Genomic DNA, 14,055 nt, shown 5'->3' with positions numbered 1-14,055 from the left:
CGGCCAGCGCACCGAGCGGCTGCACTCCACTCTGCGATTCGGGCCTCTCGCTGGTCTTGTGACGCGGTCCGTTCAGGCGGGCATCCCTGTTGCCTGGGCCTGTGGCGGCACACGGCTCGGGGTTCAGTAGCGTTACCCGGGCCAGTGTGGGTCCTCCCAGCGGTCGGGGCCGGTGAGGCCGAGCAGCCGTATCTGGTGGAGCAGCTCTTCAGAAGCGTCGTGGGCCCGCAGTCGAGCGGGGGCGTGGAGCAGCAGCCAGGCTGTCAGCCCGGCGCGCATGTCGTCCTCGTCGTGCCAGGTGTCCCAGGGGAGGTGATCCCAAAGAAGTTTGCCCTCCCAATGGGTCACTGCTTCCGCCAGGTGCTGGTCAGCCGTGGGGTGAGACTGGGTTTGCCAGGCGTGGAGCCACGGACTGAGCGTGGCGGAGGCTTCGGCGTTCAGCGCGAGGACTTCGTACGGCGGCACGGCAGGGTCGGGATCGGTGAGGACGTGGGCCCACCAGGCATGCAGGAATTCTTCCACTGCTGCGGCCTGCTCGGTGGGCCACTGCTGCCACTTGGCACGGTGGAAGGTGAGTCCGACTTCCTCCATACCGAAAAGAGGCGCGACGAGGCCGCGGGTGAGAGCCGTGGCGAACTGGGGCAGGATCCGACGCAGCACGGAAGCCTTGTAGGTCCAGTCGGTTGCCTGCCAGGTGCGACGCAGAAGGTCGGGGTCGAGCTCCGTATCCGGCGTCTTCAGCAGCGCGAGGTCTTCCGCGCTTCCCCAGTGACATTCACAGTTGTCTTCATCGGGGTGGGCGGTCATTCCGCGAAAGACAGCGCTCAGGCCGTCCAGCGCGCTGTCGAGGCGAAGTCGTGCGGGTGTCCGGTCGCGGTTCGTCATGGCGTTTACCTTTGGGACTCCAGGAGACTGCGGCCACCCGAAGATCGCCAATCTACCGGGTCCGCCCCCACAGCCAACACCGATACCGCCTCCTTGAACGCCATCGATCACCGAGAACCGCCTCACAAGATCAGCGTCAGACCCGAATCGCATGACCACCGACAGTGACGGGCAGTGACGGCATGAGATGCGGTCCGATGTCGTGATGACCACCACCCGTTCCGCCCGGAAGGGCACTTCGCGAAGTGGAGGCCGGCAGCCCTCAGGGGTTCGGGAGGAGGTCGTGGGCGACGAGGCTGTTGTAGATCTCTTCGAGGTGGGAGGGCACGGCCCGGGCGGCGTTCTCCCCCTTGGGGACGGGGACGATGACACCGTCCAGAGGGTTGTCGTCGCGGGGTCTGTCCAACGTCAGGACTCCTCCGATGCCGGGGGCGGCGGCGTCCCGGGCGGTGAGTGGGGGCACATCCCAGCGCTGTTCGATGGTCTTGAGCACTGAGGTGTGGTCCAGCGGCACGCTGTCATCGGGAACGCGGAAGACGGTCCCGGGCTCGATACGCGGGGAGATCAGCAGGGTGGGTACCCGTACCCCGAACCGGGTGAAGTCGAAATCGGCCTCTCCGGCCTCTTGGGTGGGCGGTGTCGCGCCGGCGGGCGGCGGCACGTGGTCGTAGCAGCCGCCGTGCTCGTCATAAGTGACGACCAGCAGGGTCTTGGCCCAGTCCGGCCCGGTGCGCAGCGCGTTGTACACGTCGAGGATGAGCTGCTCACCCGCCGCGACATCATCGTTGGGGTGTTGGCTGTTTCCATCGTGCTTCCAGGCGGGCTCCAAGAAGGCGAACGCGGGCAGGGAGCCATCGGCGGAGGCGTTCTTGAAGTCGATGAAGTGGCCGAAGTGCTGTGCATCGGCCTGCTGGGTGTCGGGGAAGTCGGCCATGGTCAGCGGTAGGAGGTTGTAGCCGTAGACCATCCAGTCGAGGGCGTCCATGGCCGCACAGAGCGGGCTGTCGAAGTCCACCGTGGGGCGGATCTGGCGGGCGTTCGGCCTCAAGCCGCACCAGGTGGACACCTTCAAGCTGTCCAGCGACCCACAGTTCATCGACAAGGTCCGCGATGTCGTTGGCCTGTACCTCAACCCACCAGAGAAGGCGCTGGTGCTCTGCGTCGACGAAAAGAGCCAGATCCAGGCACTGGACCGCTCTGCACCAGTGCTGCCGATGATGCCGGGCATGCCCGAACGCCGCACCCACGACTACCTCCGCCACGGCATCACCACCCTCTTCGCCGCACTCGACGTGACCACCGGCGAGGTCATCAGCTCAATCCACCGCCGCCACCGTGCCGTTGAGTTCAAGAAGTTCCTCGCCAACCTCGACCGCGAGGTCCCCCAGGGCCTGGCTGTGCACCTGATCTGCGACAACTACAGCACCCACAAGTCCCCGACGATCAAGAAGTGGCTGGAGGCGCATCCGCGTTTCCAACTGCACTTCACCCCCACCTACTCGTCCTGGCTCAACCAAGTCGAGCGGTGGTTCCGACTCCTGACGGACAAGCAGATCCGCCGCGGCGTCCACAAGAACCTCCTGGCTCTGGAGAAGGACATCCGCACCTGGATCAAAAAATGGAACGAGGACCCCAAACCCTTCGTCTGGACGAAGACCGCTGACGAGATCCTCGACCGCCTCGCCTCATATCTTGATCGAATTCCTGGCGCAGGACACTAGCGCAAGGCTGCCGCTGCGTTGACAACCGGCTAACGTGCGTGTGACTAGGCCCCCAGGGCCGGGAAAGGCGCCCTGAAGCGTCCTGCACCCCTGACCACCGAGCACTGAGCATGACCACTGAGCAGGTGCGGCCTTGTCGCCGCCGTCACGTACGTGGGCGGGTACGCGGGCAGGTGCGCCTCAGGCGACGCCGCGGCCTTATCCGGCAACTACAAGCGGCTCCCAGGCGACCAACCACCCCTCGTTCCGGAGCGCTACGGCCAGGCCAGGCAGCCCGGTCGACGGCCCCCGTTCACCGGTCTTCCCCCGGAACCCAGCTCCCGTGCAGACCCAACGGCACCCGCACCGGCAGGTGGATCCGGGCGACCGGTTCGCCGCTGAAGTCCTGTGCAGGGAGGATCACCAGGTCGGATGCGGACCGCTCCGGGTTGAAGACGTACGCCATGACGTACCCGTCATCCTCCGCCGCCGGCGACTCCGCCGCGACGAACACCCCCTCCCCTACGGCGGCGTCCCGCCCGAACTCGTGCGCTTCCGTCGTTCCCCGGCTCAGATCGTGTTTGAGCAGCGCATTGCTGAACCCCTCGTCCGGCCGGTCGTCTTCCGGGCCGGCGGGCGGGGCGTAGAGCTCGACCGCTGCGGCGTAGCCGTACCGGTAAGGGCGTCCCGTATAGCGGGAGTTGAGGCGGGGGAATTCCTGTACCCGGTCATCGAGGCGTTCTTCCCGGACCGTCCCCGCCGTCAGGTCGATCGTCCACCGGTCCAGTGTGGGCCGACTGGACCCGACGTCCCTGATGTCGAACCCTTCGGGATGCCGGATCACATCGACGACGATGTCACAACCGCCCGTGCCCGACCCGCGCAGGTCCTCGTGCGGCCTCTCGTACGCGTTGAGGGTGTGCCCCACCAGGCTCGGTGTGAGCCCGAACCAGCGCACCTCGCCACCCTCGCGCGGCAGTACCCCCACGCGCGCGCCCCGGCGGTCATCCCAGGTGAACGGCACCCCGGTGGACAGATGCGCGGGGCTGAACACCACGGGTGAGTCGAAGAGCAGCACGTAGTGGTCGGTCAGCGCGAAGTCGTGCATGTACGGGTTACCGGGGACCGGGATGGTGGTGGTCCGCCGCACCGTGCCGGAGTCGTTCATCACGATGTGCTGGACGTTGTCGGAACCGTAGCGGAAGGCGAGCGAGTGCAGTTCGCGGGTGCGCGGGTCGAAGAGGGAGTGGGCGTTGGCGCTGTACCCCTCCGGGGTCGCCCCTAAGGCGCAGGGCCCCACCGTCTCCAGCTCGTAGGTGAGTTCGTAGGGGCGGATGCCGCCCTCGATGAGCGCGAAGGTACTGCCTGCGAAGCCCACGACCTGCACGTTCGGCGAGATGTCCAACTGTTCGTCGAGCGGGGTGCCGCGGCGCGGCTCGCCGAGGTGGTCGGCGACCGTACCGGAACGGACCCAGCGGTTGCGGTACCACTCGGCGCGCCCGTCCCGTATGCGGACCCCGTGGACCATACCCGCGCCGAGGGTCCAGATGTGCGTGGCGACGTCCTCGATGCCCAGTGGGTTGGGGCCGTTGCGGAGATAGCGGCCGTTGAGATGGGTCGGAATCCGCCCGGTCACGGGCAGGTCGTAGGCGGTGACTTCCTCGGTGACCGGGGCGAAGTTCCCCGACAGGTAGCGGTTGCGCGTGGTGGTCATGTTCCTTGCCCTTCGTTCTTCGACTCGTGCTGGGTGCTGAGCGCCCGTGCCACGGCCGCCATCAGCGCGTCATAGCGCCGACCACCGTCCTCCGGCGTGAAATGTCCGGCGATCTCCAAACTCACCGCGCCGTGCGATGCCGCCCAGAAGATCTTTGACACCTCACGGGCATCGCCCGGCTGGAAGATCCCGGCCTCCATGCAGGCGGCCACGGCGGCGGCAGAGGTGTCGAAGGCGGTCTCGGCGACGGCGAGGGCCTCCGCGCTCGGCCGGAAGCTCGGTACGGTCTGCTCGAACATGACCCGGTAGTAGGCCGGTTCGGCGAGCGCGTGCTCCCGATAGGCCGCCCCGAGATGGGTGAGGTGCGTCAACGGGTCTTCCGTACGCGGTACTTGTTCCTGAACCCGGCGCAGCCGCGCGAAGCCCTCCCGGTACAGCGCATCGATCAGCCCTTCCTTGCCACCGAACATGGTGTAGAGGACCTTGGTCGAGGAGCCGATGTCGGTGGCGATCCGCCGCATGGTCAACGCGGCGGGCCCGTCCGTGACCAGCAGGTTGATGGCGCAATCGAGGATCGTGGTGCGCACGGCGTCCTGGCCGGCCCGTAGCGCGTCTTGATAGAGCGTGCTCATGAGCAACACTGTAGCCCAATAGAAACAGTGTTACCGACTCCGGGGTCTACTCGGTCAAGTCCGCGCTGAGCGCGGCGCGCGGGACGCTCACCACCTCGTCATAGGCGTCCGAGACAGGCACCGGCAGGAAGCCGTCGTCCATGCGGATGCGGATGCGGGTCGGCTCCGGCAGACCGTGTCGTCGGGCGTGCGTGCGCAGTGCGCGGGTCACGACCATCGCCTGCGCTTCCGGCACGCCCACGAACAGGGCCTCCACGCTGTCAGGCGGTGCCTGAGGAGCACCTGCAGCGGACTGGCGCATCCCCGCCGGGTGCGCCGGGTCCGGTACGTTCATCACGGTCCGGCCACCGCCGCTGGTCAACGCCACCGACACGTACTCCGCTCCCAACGCCTTGGCGAGCGGGTGCCCCATGGACACACGAGCAAGGGGACCACCCTCAGGGTTGACGGGGCGCTGGACAGGGGCGTTGTGAGCAGTGACCACGATCCGGGTGTCGGGCGCAGACCGGTCGAGCAGTTGCAGCACGCTGTCGGCCAGGTGGCGGTCACGGCGCCGAGGTCGGCGGCGTCCGGTGTGCCGCCGAGCAATTCCGCCATCGCACATTGCATCTGATCGTTGCGCCAGGCCCCCCCGAACGTCGGCAAGCGCATCCTCGTAGGCCGTGCGGCCGCCGCGCTCGATGTAGGTGTCCCGCATCACCGTTACACGGTTGAGCAACCGTCCCAGTCGGCACGTCCGCCGGCCTTTTCCAGCGTGGCCTTCTTTGCTGCGACGCCGGCCGGGCGGACCTCCATTGCCATGAATCGGCTGGTCATCGCACCCCGGCTGCCCTGCCGCCAGGTGCAACGACGCAACTGACGCCGTCCGGCGGCCATGACCATGCCCTTCAGTGACTGGGCTGGATCGCGGTAACGCGGCAGTGGTGGGGCGCCCGTCCGCCCGGCTCGGTCCGGCACTGTCGGCACCGCTTTGCCGGGACGGGCACTGGTGTCCGAGCGAACGGCGACCACGTAGTCCAAGCCCCGCTCGACCAGGCCGGCGCGGAAGGCATGCATGTGGTCATATCCCGCGTCGGCCACGACGATCCGGCCGGCCAGGCCCCACCGAAGTGCCTCGTCGATCGCATCCAGGGCCAGCCGCCGCTTCTCCCGGTGCCCCACTTCCTTGGGAACTCCCGCCCGACTTCTTGCCCCCGCCCCGCACCATTGCCGGGCCGCCCCGACCGACTGGTCTCCCGCTTTGGGGAAGGAGGTGTCGTCGATCACCCACGCCTCCGGGACGATCGCCCCGGCCGTCTTCACGGCGACGGCCCGAAGAACCGGAGTGTGGTCCCATGGCGACTGACTCACGAACTGCTGCAATGCCTGCATATTGCCGTCCGGCAGCCGCTCGGCCATCGGCTGGACGGACTTGCGTCGCCCGTCCAGCATCAGCCCGCGCAGGTAGCAGTCCCCCCCACCTCCGCTGATCCTTGCGCTTCAGCGAGGAGAACACCTCGGCGACGAACTCACCGAGATCCTCCCGCAGTTGCCAGCGCGCTCACCCCGCACGACTGGGTTCGCTGTCATAGAAGCCGAAACGGCTGGGTTCGCTGTCAAACGCCTTGATTGGATGACAGCGGACACCTGGCTTTGTACGCGAGAACGTACGGGCAGCGCTTGTTCACCGGTTTGGGCGGCAGCCAGCGTCCGCCAGCAAGTCGAACGGTTCACGAGTTCCGACAGTGCTGGTACTCGGCGACATCTGATCGTCTTCAGGCAGACCCGAACGCGCGCTCGTGGCGGCTGCGGTCAGTTGGTGCGGCGTGAGCGGGCCCGAGCCAGCCAGCCGAGGGCAGTGGCGATCAGCCCCAACACCAGGGCCGCGGCACCACCAATCACTCCGTTCCCGGTGCCGGGACCACCGTCGGCGACGGCCAGATTCAGCGTGCCGCCGACGGGAGCCATCCCGCTCCCCGAGCCCACCCGAGACCATGCGAAACCTACCGACACAAAGCGCTGGCCTGCGCAAATGACGCCTACGCAAGTGTCGATCCTGCCCGGACCTCATTCGGGACCCCGTGATTCCCAAGCTCAGAGCGCTGGTTCGATTCCCGTCACCCACTCCAGGAAAGACCGCACGCCAGCGACTCGGCGCCTGGTTGTTGCTACGTGCCACGGCGGGTCAAAGCCAGCGGTGCCGAGGCGAGGATGGCCGCAAGGGCTGCGTAGCCCGAGGTCAGGGAGGCGGCCACGGCGACGCCTCCCACCAGCAACGGGCCCCCGGCGTCGCCGAGTTCGCGGCCGAGTTCGGCGGCGCCCATGGTCTGCCCAAGACGCTCGGGCGGTGTGGACGAGGCGAGCGCGGCGAAGCCCAGTGGGGTGATCAGCCCGGTGCCGACGCCGATCAGTACCGCTCCCAGAAGCACTCCCACCAGCCCGGGAAGCATCGCGGAGAACAGGCCCGCGGCGGTGATCAGCAGTCCTGTGCCGATGCCTGCGCCAGTGGTGATCCGCCCGGTGTCCAGAGCCCGGCCGGCGCGCGGCTGCACCGCCGCAGCGCAGGCGGCCAGGAGCGAGATCGCGGCGCCTGTGGCCACCGGCCCCAACCCTGCCGCCGCCCCCGATACCGGAAGGAAACCCACTCCGGCAGACAGAGCCGCGGCGGCGCCTGCCAGCGCGGCGGTCGGTCGCAGGAAGCTGCCTTGGCCCAGTCGCCTGGCCAGGTCGACCACAGTCTGCCGCGTACGTGGCAGCGGCGGCACGACAGGCACCGCGACTGCCGCCCACGCCGCTACGGCCGCGGCGAGGACAGCCATGACCGCGAACAGCAGCGCCAGGCCGCCTGCGTACACCACCACGCCACCCAGCACCGGCCCCGCTGTATAGCCCAGGCCCTTGTAGAAGCCGTACGAGCCGAATGCCCGTCCGTGTCTGGCCTGCGGGTTCAGCCGTGCCACCAGGGCGCTTGCCGAGGGTGAGAAGGCGGAGGCGGCCGCGCCCTGGCCCAGTCGGGCCAGCCACAGCAGCCCGGTGTTGTCGGCCACGACGAACGCGGCAGATGCCAGGGCGAAGCCGATCAGTCCGCCGAGCAGCACCGGGCGTGCGCCGATCCGGTCCGCCAGCGTGCCGAAGACCGGTTTGAGCAGCACCTCGGCTCCGTCGTACAGAGCGAGCAGACCGCCCAGCACCAGCAGGGACTCCAGGCGGTGGGAGGTGTAGGTGCCCAGATTGGCGGCGATGCCGTGCGCGCCGAAGGCGGTGGTGAACCCGGCTGCGTACAGCGGCCACATCCGCCAACGCGCGGCCCCGGCGGTGCCTTGGGATGCGGGGGAGGGCATGTGAGGGAGTTCCTCTCGGCCAGGGCAGGAACGCAGGAATGTAGGAACGGCAGCAGGCTCGGAGTCCAAAGCTCCGCACCCTCTCGGGATCATCTCGGATTCGGGATGCCGGATGCCTCGCTCACCGTGGCGACACGTAGACGTGGTACCCGGTGTGGACGCGTAGGCCCGGGAGGCCATACGACGGCCAGTCGCGTGCGTAGTGGGGTGGTCGGTGGCCGGGGCGTACGAGGACGGCGACCGGTTCGTGTTCGGCGGTTTTGAGGATCTGGGCGAGGGTGGTGTTGCGGTTGTGGCCGGAGGGCTGCGCGGAGGCGCAGCGGGCGTGGTAGCCGACCGGGGTGGCCAGTCGCCCGGTGATCAGGCAGGGCGGGCGTATGCCGAGGTCGCGCAGGTCGGCGGCGATGCGTTCGTAGTCGCTGTTTCCGGCGGAGGCGATGTGGACGGCGCGGGTGAGGACGAGGTGCTGGGTGGCCAGTTGGGTCGCGACCAATGCGATGACGAGGGCGGTGGTGGCGGGGCGTAGTGCGGGCCGTACGCCCGTGGCCAGGTGGGTGAAGCAGTCTGCGGCCGGGATGGCCAGGAGGGCGTAGGCGGGGAGCAGGAAGCGGGGTGCGGCGTAGTCGATGAGGAACAGGTAGGGCACCGCGATCGCTATCGCGCACAGTGCGGGCAGCAGCGATGTGGCGAGGCGGCGGGCGCGTGCGGCGGCGACAAATCCGGCCGTGATGACCACGGGCAGGGCGAACCACCACAGGGAGTCGGCACGGTCGCGCCACGGTCCGTGGCAGGGGCGGCACAGCTCCCGGCGACCGTTGAGGGTTCGCAGCTCGTCACCGAGGGCGAAGTGCCATCCGATGCCGCCTTCTATCTGGCCGGAGCGGTGCAGACGGCCGAGTACGCCGCCGTAGTGCAGGTAGGACTCGACGATCCACTCGGCGCCGCCCACGGCGAGACCAGCGGCGATGACGGCGAGCAGGACGAGCCCGGGCCAACCACCCACCCGGCCGCCCACCCGACCGCGCATCACTACTGCCGCGGCAGCCAACGGCACTGCGAGCCACACCGCGTCGGGCGGACGCAGCAGTGCCACCACCGCGAGGCCCGCCCCCAGGATGATCAGCGCGGCGCGGTCGCCCGGGTCGGACGCCGCCCGGAGGAATCCGCCCACTGCGGCGAGTCCCACCAGGGCGACCCACAGGTTGGGCATCGCCTGCGAGCCGTAGAGCTGTGTCACCCACAGTCCGGCGAACAGCAGCCCGGCCAGGGCGAGCACCCCGGCCGGGCGCAGCCTGCGCCACACCCGCAGCGCGGTGAACAGCCCGGCGCCTGACAGGACGGCGAGGTAGACGCGCAGAGCGGTCGTGGAGGAGGTCACCGCGGTCACCGGGGCGACCAGCAGCGATGTGCCGCGCGCCCGTGGGGCGCTGAAGTACGCGGCCGGGATGTGCGGGCTGACCTGGCTGATGTACACCGTCTCGTCCCAGCCGAGCCCCATGTGAGGTGGGACGAATACCAGCTGGGAGAGGGTGAAGGCGAGGGCGATAACCACGAGCCAACCGGAATGGCAGGCGGAGACCCGCCCCAGGCGGCCCCGGGGCAGCCGTATGCGTATCCGCTGGGTGGCATCCACGGCCGAACAGCTGGAACTACTTGGCCGCGGCCGATGTGGTGTGGCCGTTGGCGAGGAGTGCGTAGTCGCCGACGAGGTCGCCGAGCAGCGCGCCGGCGGTGATGTCGCTGGTGACGTGCCCGGCCATGTAGAGGCGGGAGTAGAGGACCTGCGACTGCATGGAGCGGTATTCGTCGGCGCGGTGCGGGTCGAGGGCGGTGAGGAAGGTGACGGCGGTGGCCGAGGCGGCGCCGTGGTGGGAGGGGTAGGAGCAGGGGCACTTCTGGCCGGTGGTGAGGTGCTTGTCGGTGCGCAGGGAGGGGTCGAGGACGTAGGGTGCCGACTGGTGATAGCGGGCTGCCAGCTTCTCGCTGAGGGCCTTGGCGAGCTTGAGCGCGGCCTTCAGCTGGGCCTTGTCCGCGTCCCCTTCGGTCTTCGGGAGCAGTTCGCGCTGGTCGTGGAGGTAGAGCTTCCAGATGTCCTTCTTGCCGTGGATCTCCAGCCAGGTGGCGGCCTTCTTCCCGGCGGTGGTACGGGTCTTGGCGAGCTGCTGGACCTGGTGCAGTTCGGCGGTACGGTCCTTGGCCGAGGGCGGCGCGGGCACCTTCGCGACGGCCCACGCGGTGAACGCGCTGTCGTCGCGGGTGGCGCCGTGCTCCTTCTTCCACTCGGCGAAGAGCGCGTCGGCGGTCTTCTGTTGCGCGGCCACTTCCTTGGCGAGGGGCGCCACCTGCGCATCGGTGAAGAGCTGCGGCGGCGGGCTGGCCTTGATACGCGCGGTCGCGCCGGGCTTGGACTTCTTGCCCGACACAGCGAGCGGAGACGCGGGCGTGGCGAGCAGCCCGAAAGCGGCGGCGGCCGCGGCGACGACGGCGATGAGGGCGTACTGCCACTTGATGCGGCGGAGGGCGGTCATGCGGCTGCGTTCCTTTCGGCCGCACCCGGCACCGTGTGGAAGCGGGTACGCGCCAGGCGGCGGACGGAGTTGTCGGGAAGGCCGGGCACGAGGAGCGAGAGCCCGACGATGTACTTGCTGAGGGAGACCGGGCGGGCGCCGAGGCCGACCAGCACCCGGTCGGCGGGGGCCGGGCGAGCGGCGCCCTTGGTCTCGACGAGGACGTACGAGGCGTCGAGCAGTGCGCTGCGCCCACCGCGATGGCAGGCGAGCCGGCCGTCGAGCGTGACGCGTGTCCCGGCGTCCAGATCGGCCAAGGCCGCCCGCACGTAGGTGACTTCGGCGGCCGGGACCAGGTCCGCGGCGGTGACACCGACCGGCCCTGCGGCGGCGAGCACGGCATCGACGAAGCCGGCGGCCTCACTGTCCAGGCGGCCGTAGTCCTCGGCCGTGGCCTTGAGGACGTGCTTGACCGTCGCGCCGCGTCCGTCCTTGGTCTTGACCTCGACCTGGCACAGGCCGTCCTCGGCGTAGAGCCGGGTGCGGACCTTCCAGCGGCGTCGGCGGCCCTGGACGTGCGCCCGCCAGGCGTCGAGCCCGGGGGTGTCGAAGTACGTGCTGAGGTAGCCGGTTGTGCGGCGGCCGCCGAGGTCCAGGACGTGGTGACTGCCGGCGAGGGCCGCAACCAGGCGGCGCGCGGTTTCGGCAGGGACGAGGTACTTGCGGTCCACGCGGTGCTGAAGGGCGGCGGCCCCGTCGACCTGGGCGAGGGTCGCGCCGGGCAGGTCGTGCAGGCCGAGCTGTCCGGCGAGGTCGGCGGACGTGGCCGTTGTCGCAGTCGCGGTGGCCGTGGCGGTCATGCGGGCTGTCCCTCGGTCCGGGCCACCGGGGACTCCGGCTGCTCCGGCGTCCAGGCATCCTCGTCGACCGGGTAACGGACGGCGACGCGCGTGGTCTCCCGTACGTAGTCGATCTCGTCGATCACGACCGCCAGCGGCTCCTGCCCGAGCCGGATCGTCACGTCGTCGCGGACCTCGGCGGGGCTCTCGTAGATCCGGTCGAGGGTCAGCTTCAGCACGCGGGTGGGGCGGTGCGCACGGGGATCGTCCACCACCAGGACCGCGAGCAGCACCACCGCGTTCAGCGCGACGACGAGCCAGGTCTCGCGCTGCGGCAGCCCGCTGCACAGCGCGATGACCAGCGCCGCGAAGGTGTAGGCGACGTCCTTGAGCGTGAAGGCGGCACTGCGCAGCCGTACGAGCGAGAGCAGGCCGAAGAGCCCGAAGCCGACTCCGGACGGGAACTTCCCCGCACTGATCGCGGCCATGGCGGCGAAGAGCCCGATGTTCAGCGCGGTCAGGACGAGGGGCATCTCCGGCGAGGGGCGGCGGCGCCGGTAGAGCCAGCCGACCAATATCATCAGCGCGATCACATCGAGGCCGCCGCGAGTGACCAGGCCCGTCGGGGTGACGGAGGCGGCGGAGAATCCTTTCGCCGCGAGCACGCCGAGATCACCGACATGGACGATATCGCCGATATGGCCGTTCATGAACCCTTCCCTCCCTCCGCGCCATGCAGGCGCAGTGGGAAGGACGCTAGGGATTTCACATGAAGAGACCATGAAGAGTTCCTGGCCTTCCGGTGCCGCAAAGGGTCGGTCTTACCCAGAGATACGCTGCCGGGTGTGCACATCCTGGTCGTCGACGACGAGATACGCCTGGTCGAACTGATCGTCCGCTATCTGCGGGAGTCCGGTCACACTGCCGAGGGCCGCCACGACGGTCCCACCGGGCTGGACGCTGCCCGCGACCCGCAGTTGGACGCGATCGTCTTGGACGTGATGCTGCCCGGCATGGACGGCGTCGAGGTGTGCCGCACGCTGCGCCGCGAAGGCAATGACGTGCCGGTGATCCTGCTGACCGCCCGCGGCGCGGTCAGCGAACGCGTCGCGGGCCTGGACGCCGGGGCGGACGACTACGTCGTCAAGCCGTTCGCGATGGAGGAGCTGGACGCCCGGCTGCGGGCGATCTCCCGCCGCAGGCCGGCCGAGCCCGGCGGAAGGCTGGAGGTCGGCGACCTCGTCCTGGACCCCGAGCAGCAGCGCGCCTGGCGGGCCGGCACCGAACTCGACTTGTCCCGGCGGGAGTTCGCGGTGCTCCGCGTCCTCATGGAGAACGCCGGCCGCGTCGTGAGCCGCCTCCGGCTGCTCGACGAGGTGTGGGACGGCGAGACCGACCTGCGGAGCAACGCCATCGACGTACACGTCTCCAAGGTACGCGCCAAGGTCGACCGGGCCTTCGGGCGTAGCAGCATCTCCACCCTGCGCGGGGTCGGCTACCGGCTGGAGGCCGGTGCATGAAACCTCGGGCGAGCGGCCTCCTCGGGGACGCGCGGGCGAGAGTCCGCCACGGAGTACGGGCCCGCATGCGCCGCATGCCGATCGTGCTACGGCTCGTGCTCGCCGTGGCCCTGGCCATGTCCGTCGTCCTCAGCGGCACCGCCGCACTCGTGTACTGGCGGGTTCAGTACGCCCTCGACCAGCAGCTGGACGGCGATCTCGCCAAATACCAGCACAGCCTGGACCGGGCCCTGCGCGCGGGCCAAATGCCTCCACCGGGGCCCGCGGGCAGCCTCTATCAGGTGCTCGACGTACATGGCCGGGTGATCCGGGCCAGCGGCTCCGTACGCCACGAGCAGCTGCTCACCCCCGCGGAACTCACTTCCGCTTCCGGGGGCCACACCGTACGCCGCGACATCGGCGCCCTGCTCCCCATCACCCCCCACCCAATGCGGCTCCAGGCCAAGGACGTCCGCGTCGCCGAAGGCAAGCACACGGTGGCCGCCGTCGTCGCCCTCCAGCGTGGCCACCGCGACGAGGCCCTGCGCGAGCTGCTCGGCCAGCTCGGCATCGCCTCCGGGCTGACCCTGCTCGCCGCCTCCTACGTCGGCTACCGCACCGCCCGTGCAGCCCTCGGCCCCGTAGAGCGCTACCGACGCGGTGCCGCAACCCTCGCCGACGGCGCCCAAGGGCTGCGCCTGCCCGTCCCCACCGACCGCGACGACGAACTCACCCGCCTCGGCCACACCCTCAACCGCATGCTCGACCGCCTGGAAGCCTCCGCCGCACGCGAGCACCAGTTCATCGCCGACGCCAGCCATGAACTGCGCACCCCGCTCACCCTGCTCCGCGCCGAACTCGACGTCGCCCTGCACCGGCCCCGTAGCGCCGCCGAACTGACCGACACCGTACGGTCGGTGGACACCGAGGTCCAACGTCTGATCGCACTGTCCAACACC

Annotated in this window: 14 protein-coding genes and 1 pseudogene; 3 read left to right on the top strand and 12 right to left on the bottom strand. The window is 69.5% G+C overall.

Annotated features, from left to right (window positions below):
- Positions 1-132: 132 nt before the first annotated feature.
- Together AB0C96_RS36640 and AB0C96_RS36635 are read right to left on the bottom strand one after the other, a co-directional pair.
- Positions 133-885, bottom strand: a complete 753-nt coding sequence (locus AB0C96_RS36640; RefSeq protein WP_362923753.1) for a hypothetical protein — start codon at positions 883-885, stop codon at positions 133-135.
- A gap of 262 nt (positions 886-1,147) precedes the next feature.
- The gene (locus AB0C96_RS36635) at positions 1,148-1,819 is read right to left on the bottom strand and encodes an alkaline phosphatase family protein (RefSeq protein WP_362923800.1); all 672 of its coding nucleotides are present in this window, start codon (positions 1,817-1,819) and stop codon (positions 1,148-1,150) included.
- Positions 1,820-1,865: 46 nt separating this feature from the next.
- On the opposite strand from AB0C96_RS36635, the pseudogene AB0C96_RS36630 reads away from it, so the two are divergent.
- Positions 1,866-2,606 (top strand): annotated as a pseudogene (locus tag AB0C96_RS36630) (IS630 family transposase); the annotation flags it as partial.
- Positions 2,607-2,898: 292 nt separating this feature from the next.
- On the opposite strand, the gene AB0C96_RS36625 reads toward AB0C96_RS36630, so the two are convergent.
- The 10 genes from AB0C96_RS36625 to AB0C96_RS36580 all read right to left on the bottom strand — a co-directional run bounded on the left by AB0C96_RS36625 (position 2,899) and on the right by AB0C96_RS36580 (position 12,307).
- Positions 2,899-4,299, bottom strand: coding sequence for a carotenoid oxygenase family protein (locus tag AB0C96_RS36625; RefSeq protein WP_362923751.1), 1,401 nt, complete (start codon positions 4,297-4,299; stop codon positions 2,899-2,901).
- On the bottom strand, positions 4,296-4,931 hold the full coding sequence (locus AB0C96_RS36620; RefSeq protein WP_362923749.1) for a TetR/AcrR family transcriptional regulator: 636 nt from the start codon (positions 4,929-4,931) through the stop codon (positions 4,296-4,298). Before AB0C96_RS36620 ends, AB0C96_RS36625 begins: the two co-directional genes overlap by 4 nt.
- A 46-nt stretch (positions 4,932-4,977) precedes the next feature.
- On the bottom strand, positions 4,978-5,628 hold the full coding sequence (locus AB0C96_RS36615; RefSeq protein WP_362923747.1) for an erythromycin esterase family protein: 651 nt from the start codon (positions 5,626-5,628) through the stop codon (positions 4,978-4,980).
- Positions 5,629-5,633: 5 nt separating this feature from the next.
- Positions 5,634-6,329: a transposase gene (locus AB0C96_RS36610; RefSeq protein ID WP_362923745.1), complete on the bottom strand. Its 696-nt coding sequence runs from the start codon at positions 6,327-6,329 to the stop codon at positions 5,634-5,636.
- Between the two features lie 393 nt (positions 6,330-6,722).
- On the bottom strand, positions 6,723-6,878 hold the full coding sequence (locus AB0C96_RS36605; RefSeq protein ID WP_362923743.1) for a DUF6223 family protein: 156 nt from the start codon (positions 6,876-6,878) through the stop codon (positions 6,723-6,725).
- A 200-nt stretch (positions 6,879-7,078) separates the two neighbouring features.
- The gene (locus AB0C96_RS36600; protein ID WP_362923798.1) at positions 7,079-8,203 is read right to left on the bottom strand and encodes an MFS transporter; all 1,125 of its coding nucleotides are present in this window, start codon (positions 8,201-8,203) and stop codon (positions 7,079-7,081) included.
- Between the two features lie 169 nt (positions 8,204-8,372).
- Complete coding sequence (locus AB0C96_RS36595) at positions 8,373-9,803, bottom strand: hypothetical protein (protein ID WP_362923741.1); 1,431 nt, start codon at positions 9,801-9,803, stop codon at positions 8,373-8,375.
- A gap of 97 nt (positions 9,804-9,900) precedes the next feature.
- A complete protein-coding gene (locus AB0C96_RS36590; protein WP_362923739.1) occupies positions 9,901-10,779 on the bottom strand; it encodes a phosphatase PAP2 family protein in 879 nt (292 codons plus the stop codon).
- Positions 10,776-11,618, bottom strand: coding sequence for a polyphosphate polymerase domain-containing protein (locus AB0C96_RS36585; RefSeq protein WP_362923737.1), 843 nt, complete (start codon positions 11,616-11,618; stop codon positions 10,776-10,778). The genes AB0C96_RS36590 and AB0C96_RS36585 overlap by 4 nt, the downstream gene beginning before the upstream one ends.
- Positions 11,615-12,307, bottom strand: coding sequence for a DUF4956 domain-containing protein (locus AB0C96_RS36580; RefSeq protein WP_362923735.1), 693 nt, complete (start codon positions 12,305-12,307; stop codon positions 11,615-11,617). Before AB0C96_RS36580 ends, AB0C96_RS36585 begins: the two co-directional genes overlap by 4 nt.
- 135 nt (positions 12,308-12,442) lie before the next feature.
- On the opposite strand from AB0C96_RS36580, the gene AB0C96_RS36575 reads away from it, so the two are divergent.
- Both AB0C96_RS36575 and AB0C96_RS36570 read left to right on the top strand, forming a co-directional pair.
- A complete protein-coding gene (locus AB0C96_RS36575; RefSeq protein WP_362923733.1) occupies positions 12,443-13,117 on the top strand; it encodes a response regulator transcription factor in 675 nt (224 codons plus the stop codon).
- A 65-nt stretch (positions 13,118-13,182) separates the two neighbouring features.
- A partial coding sequence (locus AB0C96_RS36570) for a HAMP domain-containing protein (RefSeq protein ID WP_362923731.1) occupies positions 13,183-14,055 on the top strand: 873 nt, incomplete at its 3' end.

Source organism: Streptomyces sp. NPDC048506 (genome assembly GCF_040651315.1).
In the GTDB taxonomy this organism is placed as follows: domain Bacteria; phylum Actinomycetota; class Actinomycetes; order Streptomycetales; family Streptomycetaceae; genus Streptomyces.
The sequence above is the reverse complement of the archived record's forward strand: the minus strand, read 5'-3'. Positions and strand labels throughout refer to the sequence as shown.

Excerpts from the sequence above, each read along its gene's own strand:
- AB0C96_RS36640 (WP_362923753.1), bottom strand. The coding sequence starts at position 885 with ATGACGAACCGCGACCGGACACCCGCACGACTTCGCCTCGACAGCGCG.
- AB0C96_RS36635 (WP_362923800.1), bottom strand. The coding sequence starts at position 1,819 with ATGGCCGACTTCCCCGACACCCAGCAGGCCGATGCACAGCACTTCGGC.
- AB0C96_RS36625 (WP_362923751.1), bottom strand. The coding sequence starts at position 4,299 with ATGACCACCACGCGCAACCGCTACCTGTCGGGGAACTTCGCCCCGGTC.
- AB0C96_RS36620 (WP_362923749.1), bottom strand. The coding sequence starts at position 4,931 with ATGAGCACGCTCTATCAAGACGCGCTACGGGCCGGCCAGGACGCCGTG.
- AB0C96_RS36615 (WP_362923747.1), bottom strand. The coding sequence starts at position 5,628 with ATGCGGGACACCTACATCGAGCGCGGCGGCCGCACGGCCTACGAGGAT.
- AB0C96_RS36610 (WP_362923745.1), bottom strand. The coding sequence starts at position 6,329 with ATGGCCGAGCGGCTGCCGGACGGCAATATGCAGGCATTGCAGCAGTTC.
- AB0C96_RS36605 (WP_362923743.1), bottom strand. The coding sequence starts at position 6,878 with ATGGCTCCCGTCGGCGGCACGCTGAATCTGGCCGTCGCCGACGGTGGT.
- AB0C96_RS36600 (WP_362923798.1), bottom strand. The coding sequence starts at position 8,203 with ATGTGGCCGCTGTACGCAGCCGGGTTCACCACCGCCTTCGGCGCGCAC.
- AB0C96_RS36590 (WP_362923739.1), bottom strand. The coding sequence starts at position 10,779 with ATGACCGCCCTCCGCCGCATCAAGTGGCAGTACGCCCTCATCGCCGTC.
- AB0C96_RS36585 (WP_362923737.1), bottom strand. The coding sequence starts at position 11,618 with ATGACCGCCACGGCCACCGCGACTGCGACAACGGCCACGTCCGCCGAC.
- AB0C96_RS36580 (WP_362923735.1), bottom strand. The coding sequence starts at position 12,307 with ATGAACGGCCATATCGGCGATATCGTCCATGTCGGTGATCTCGGCGTG.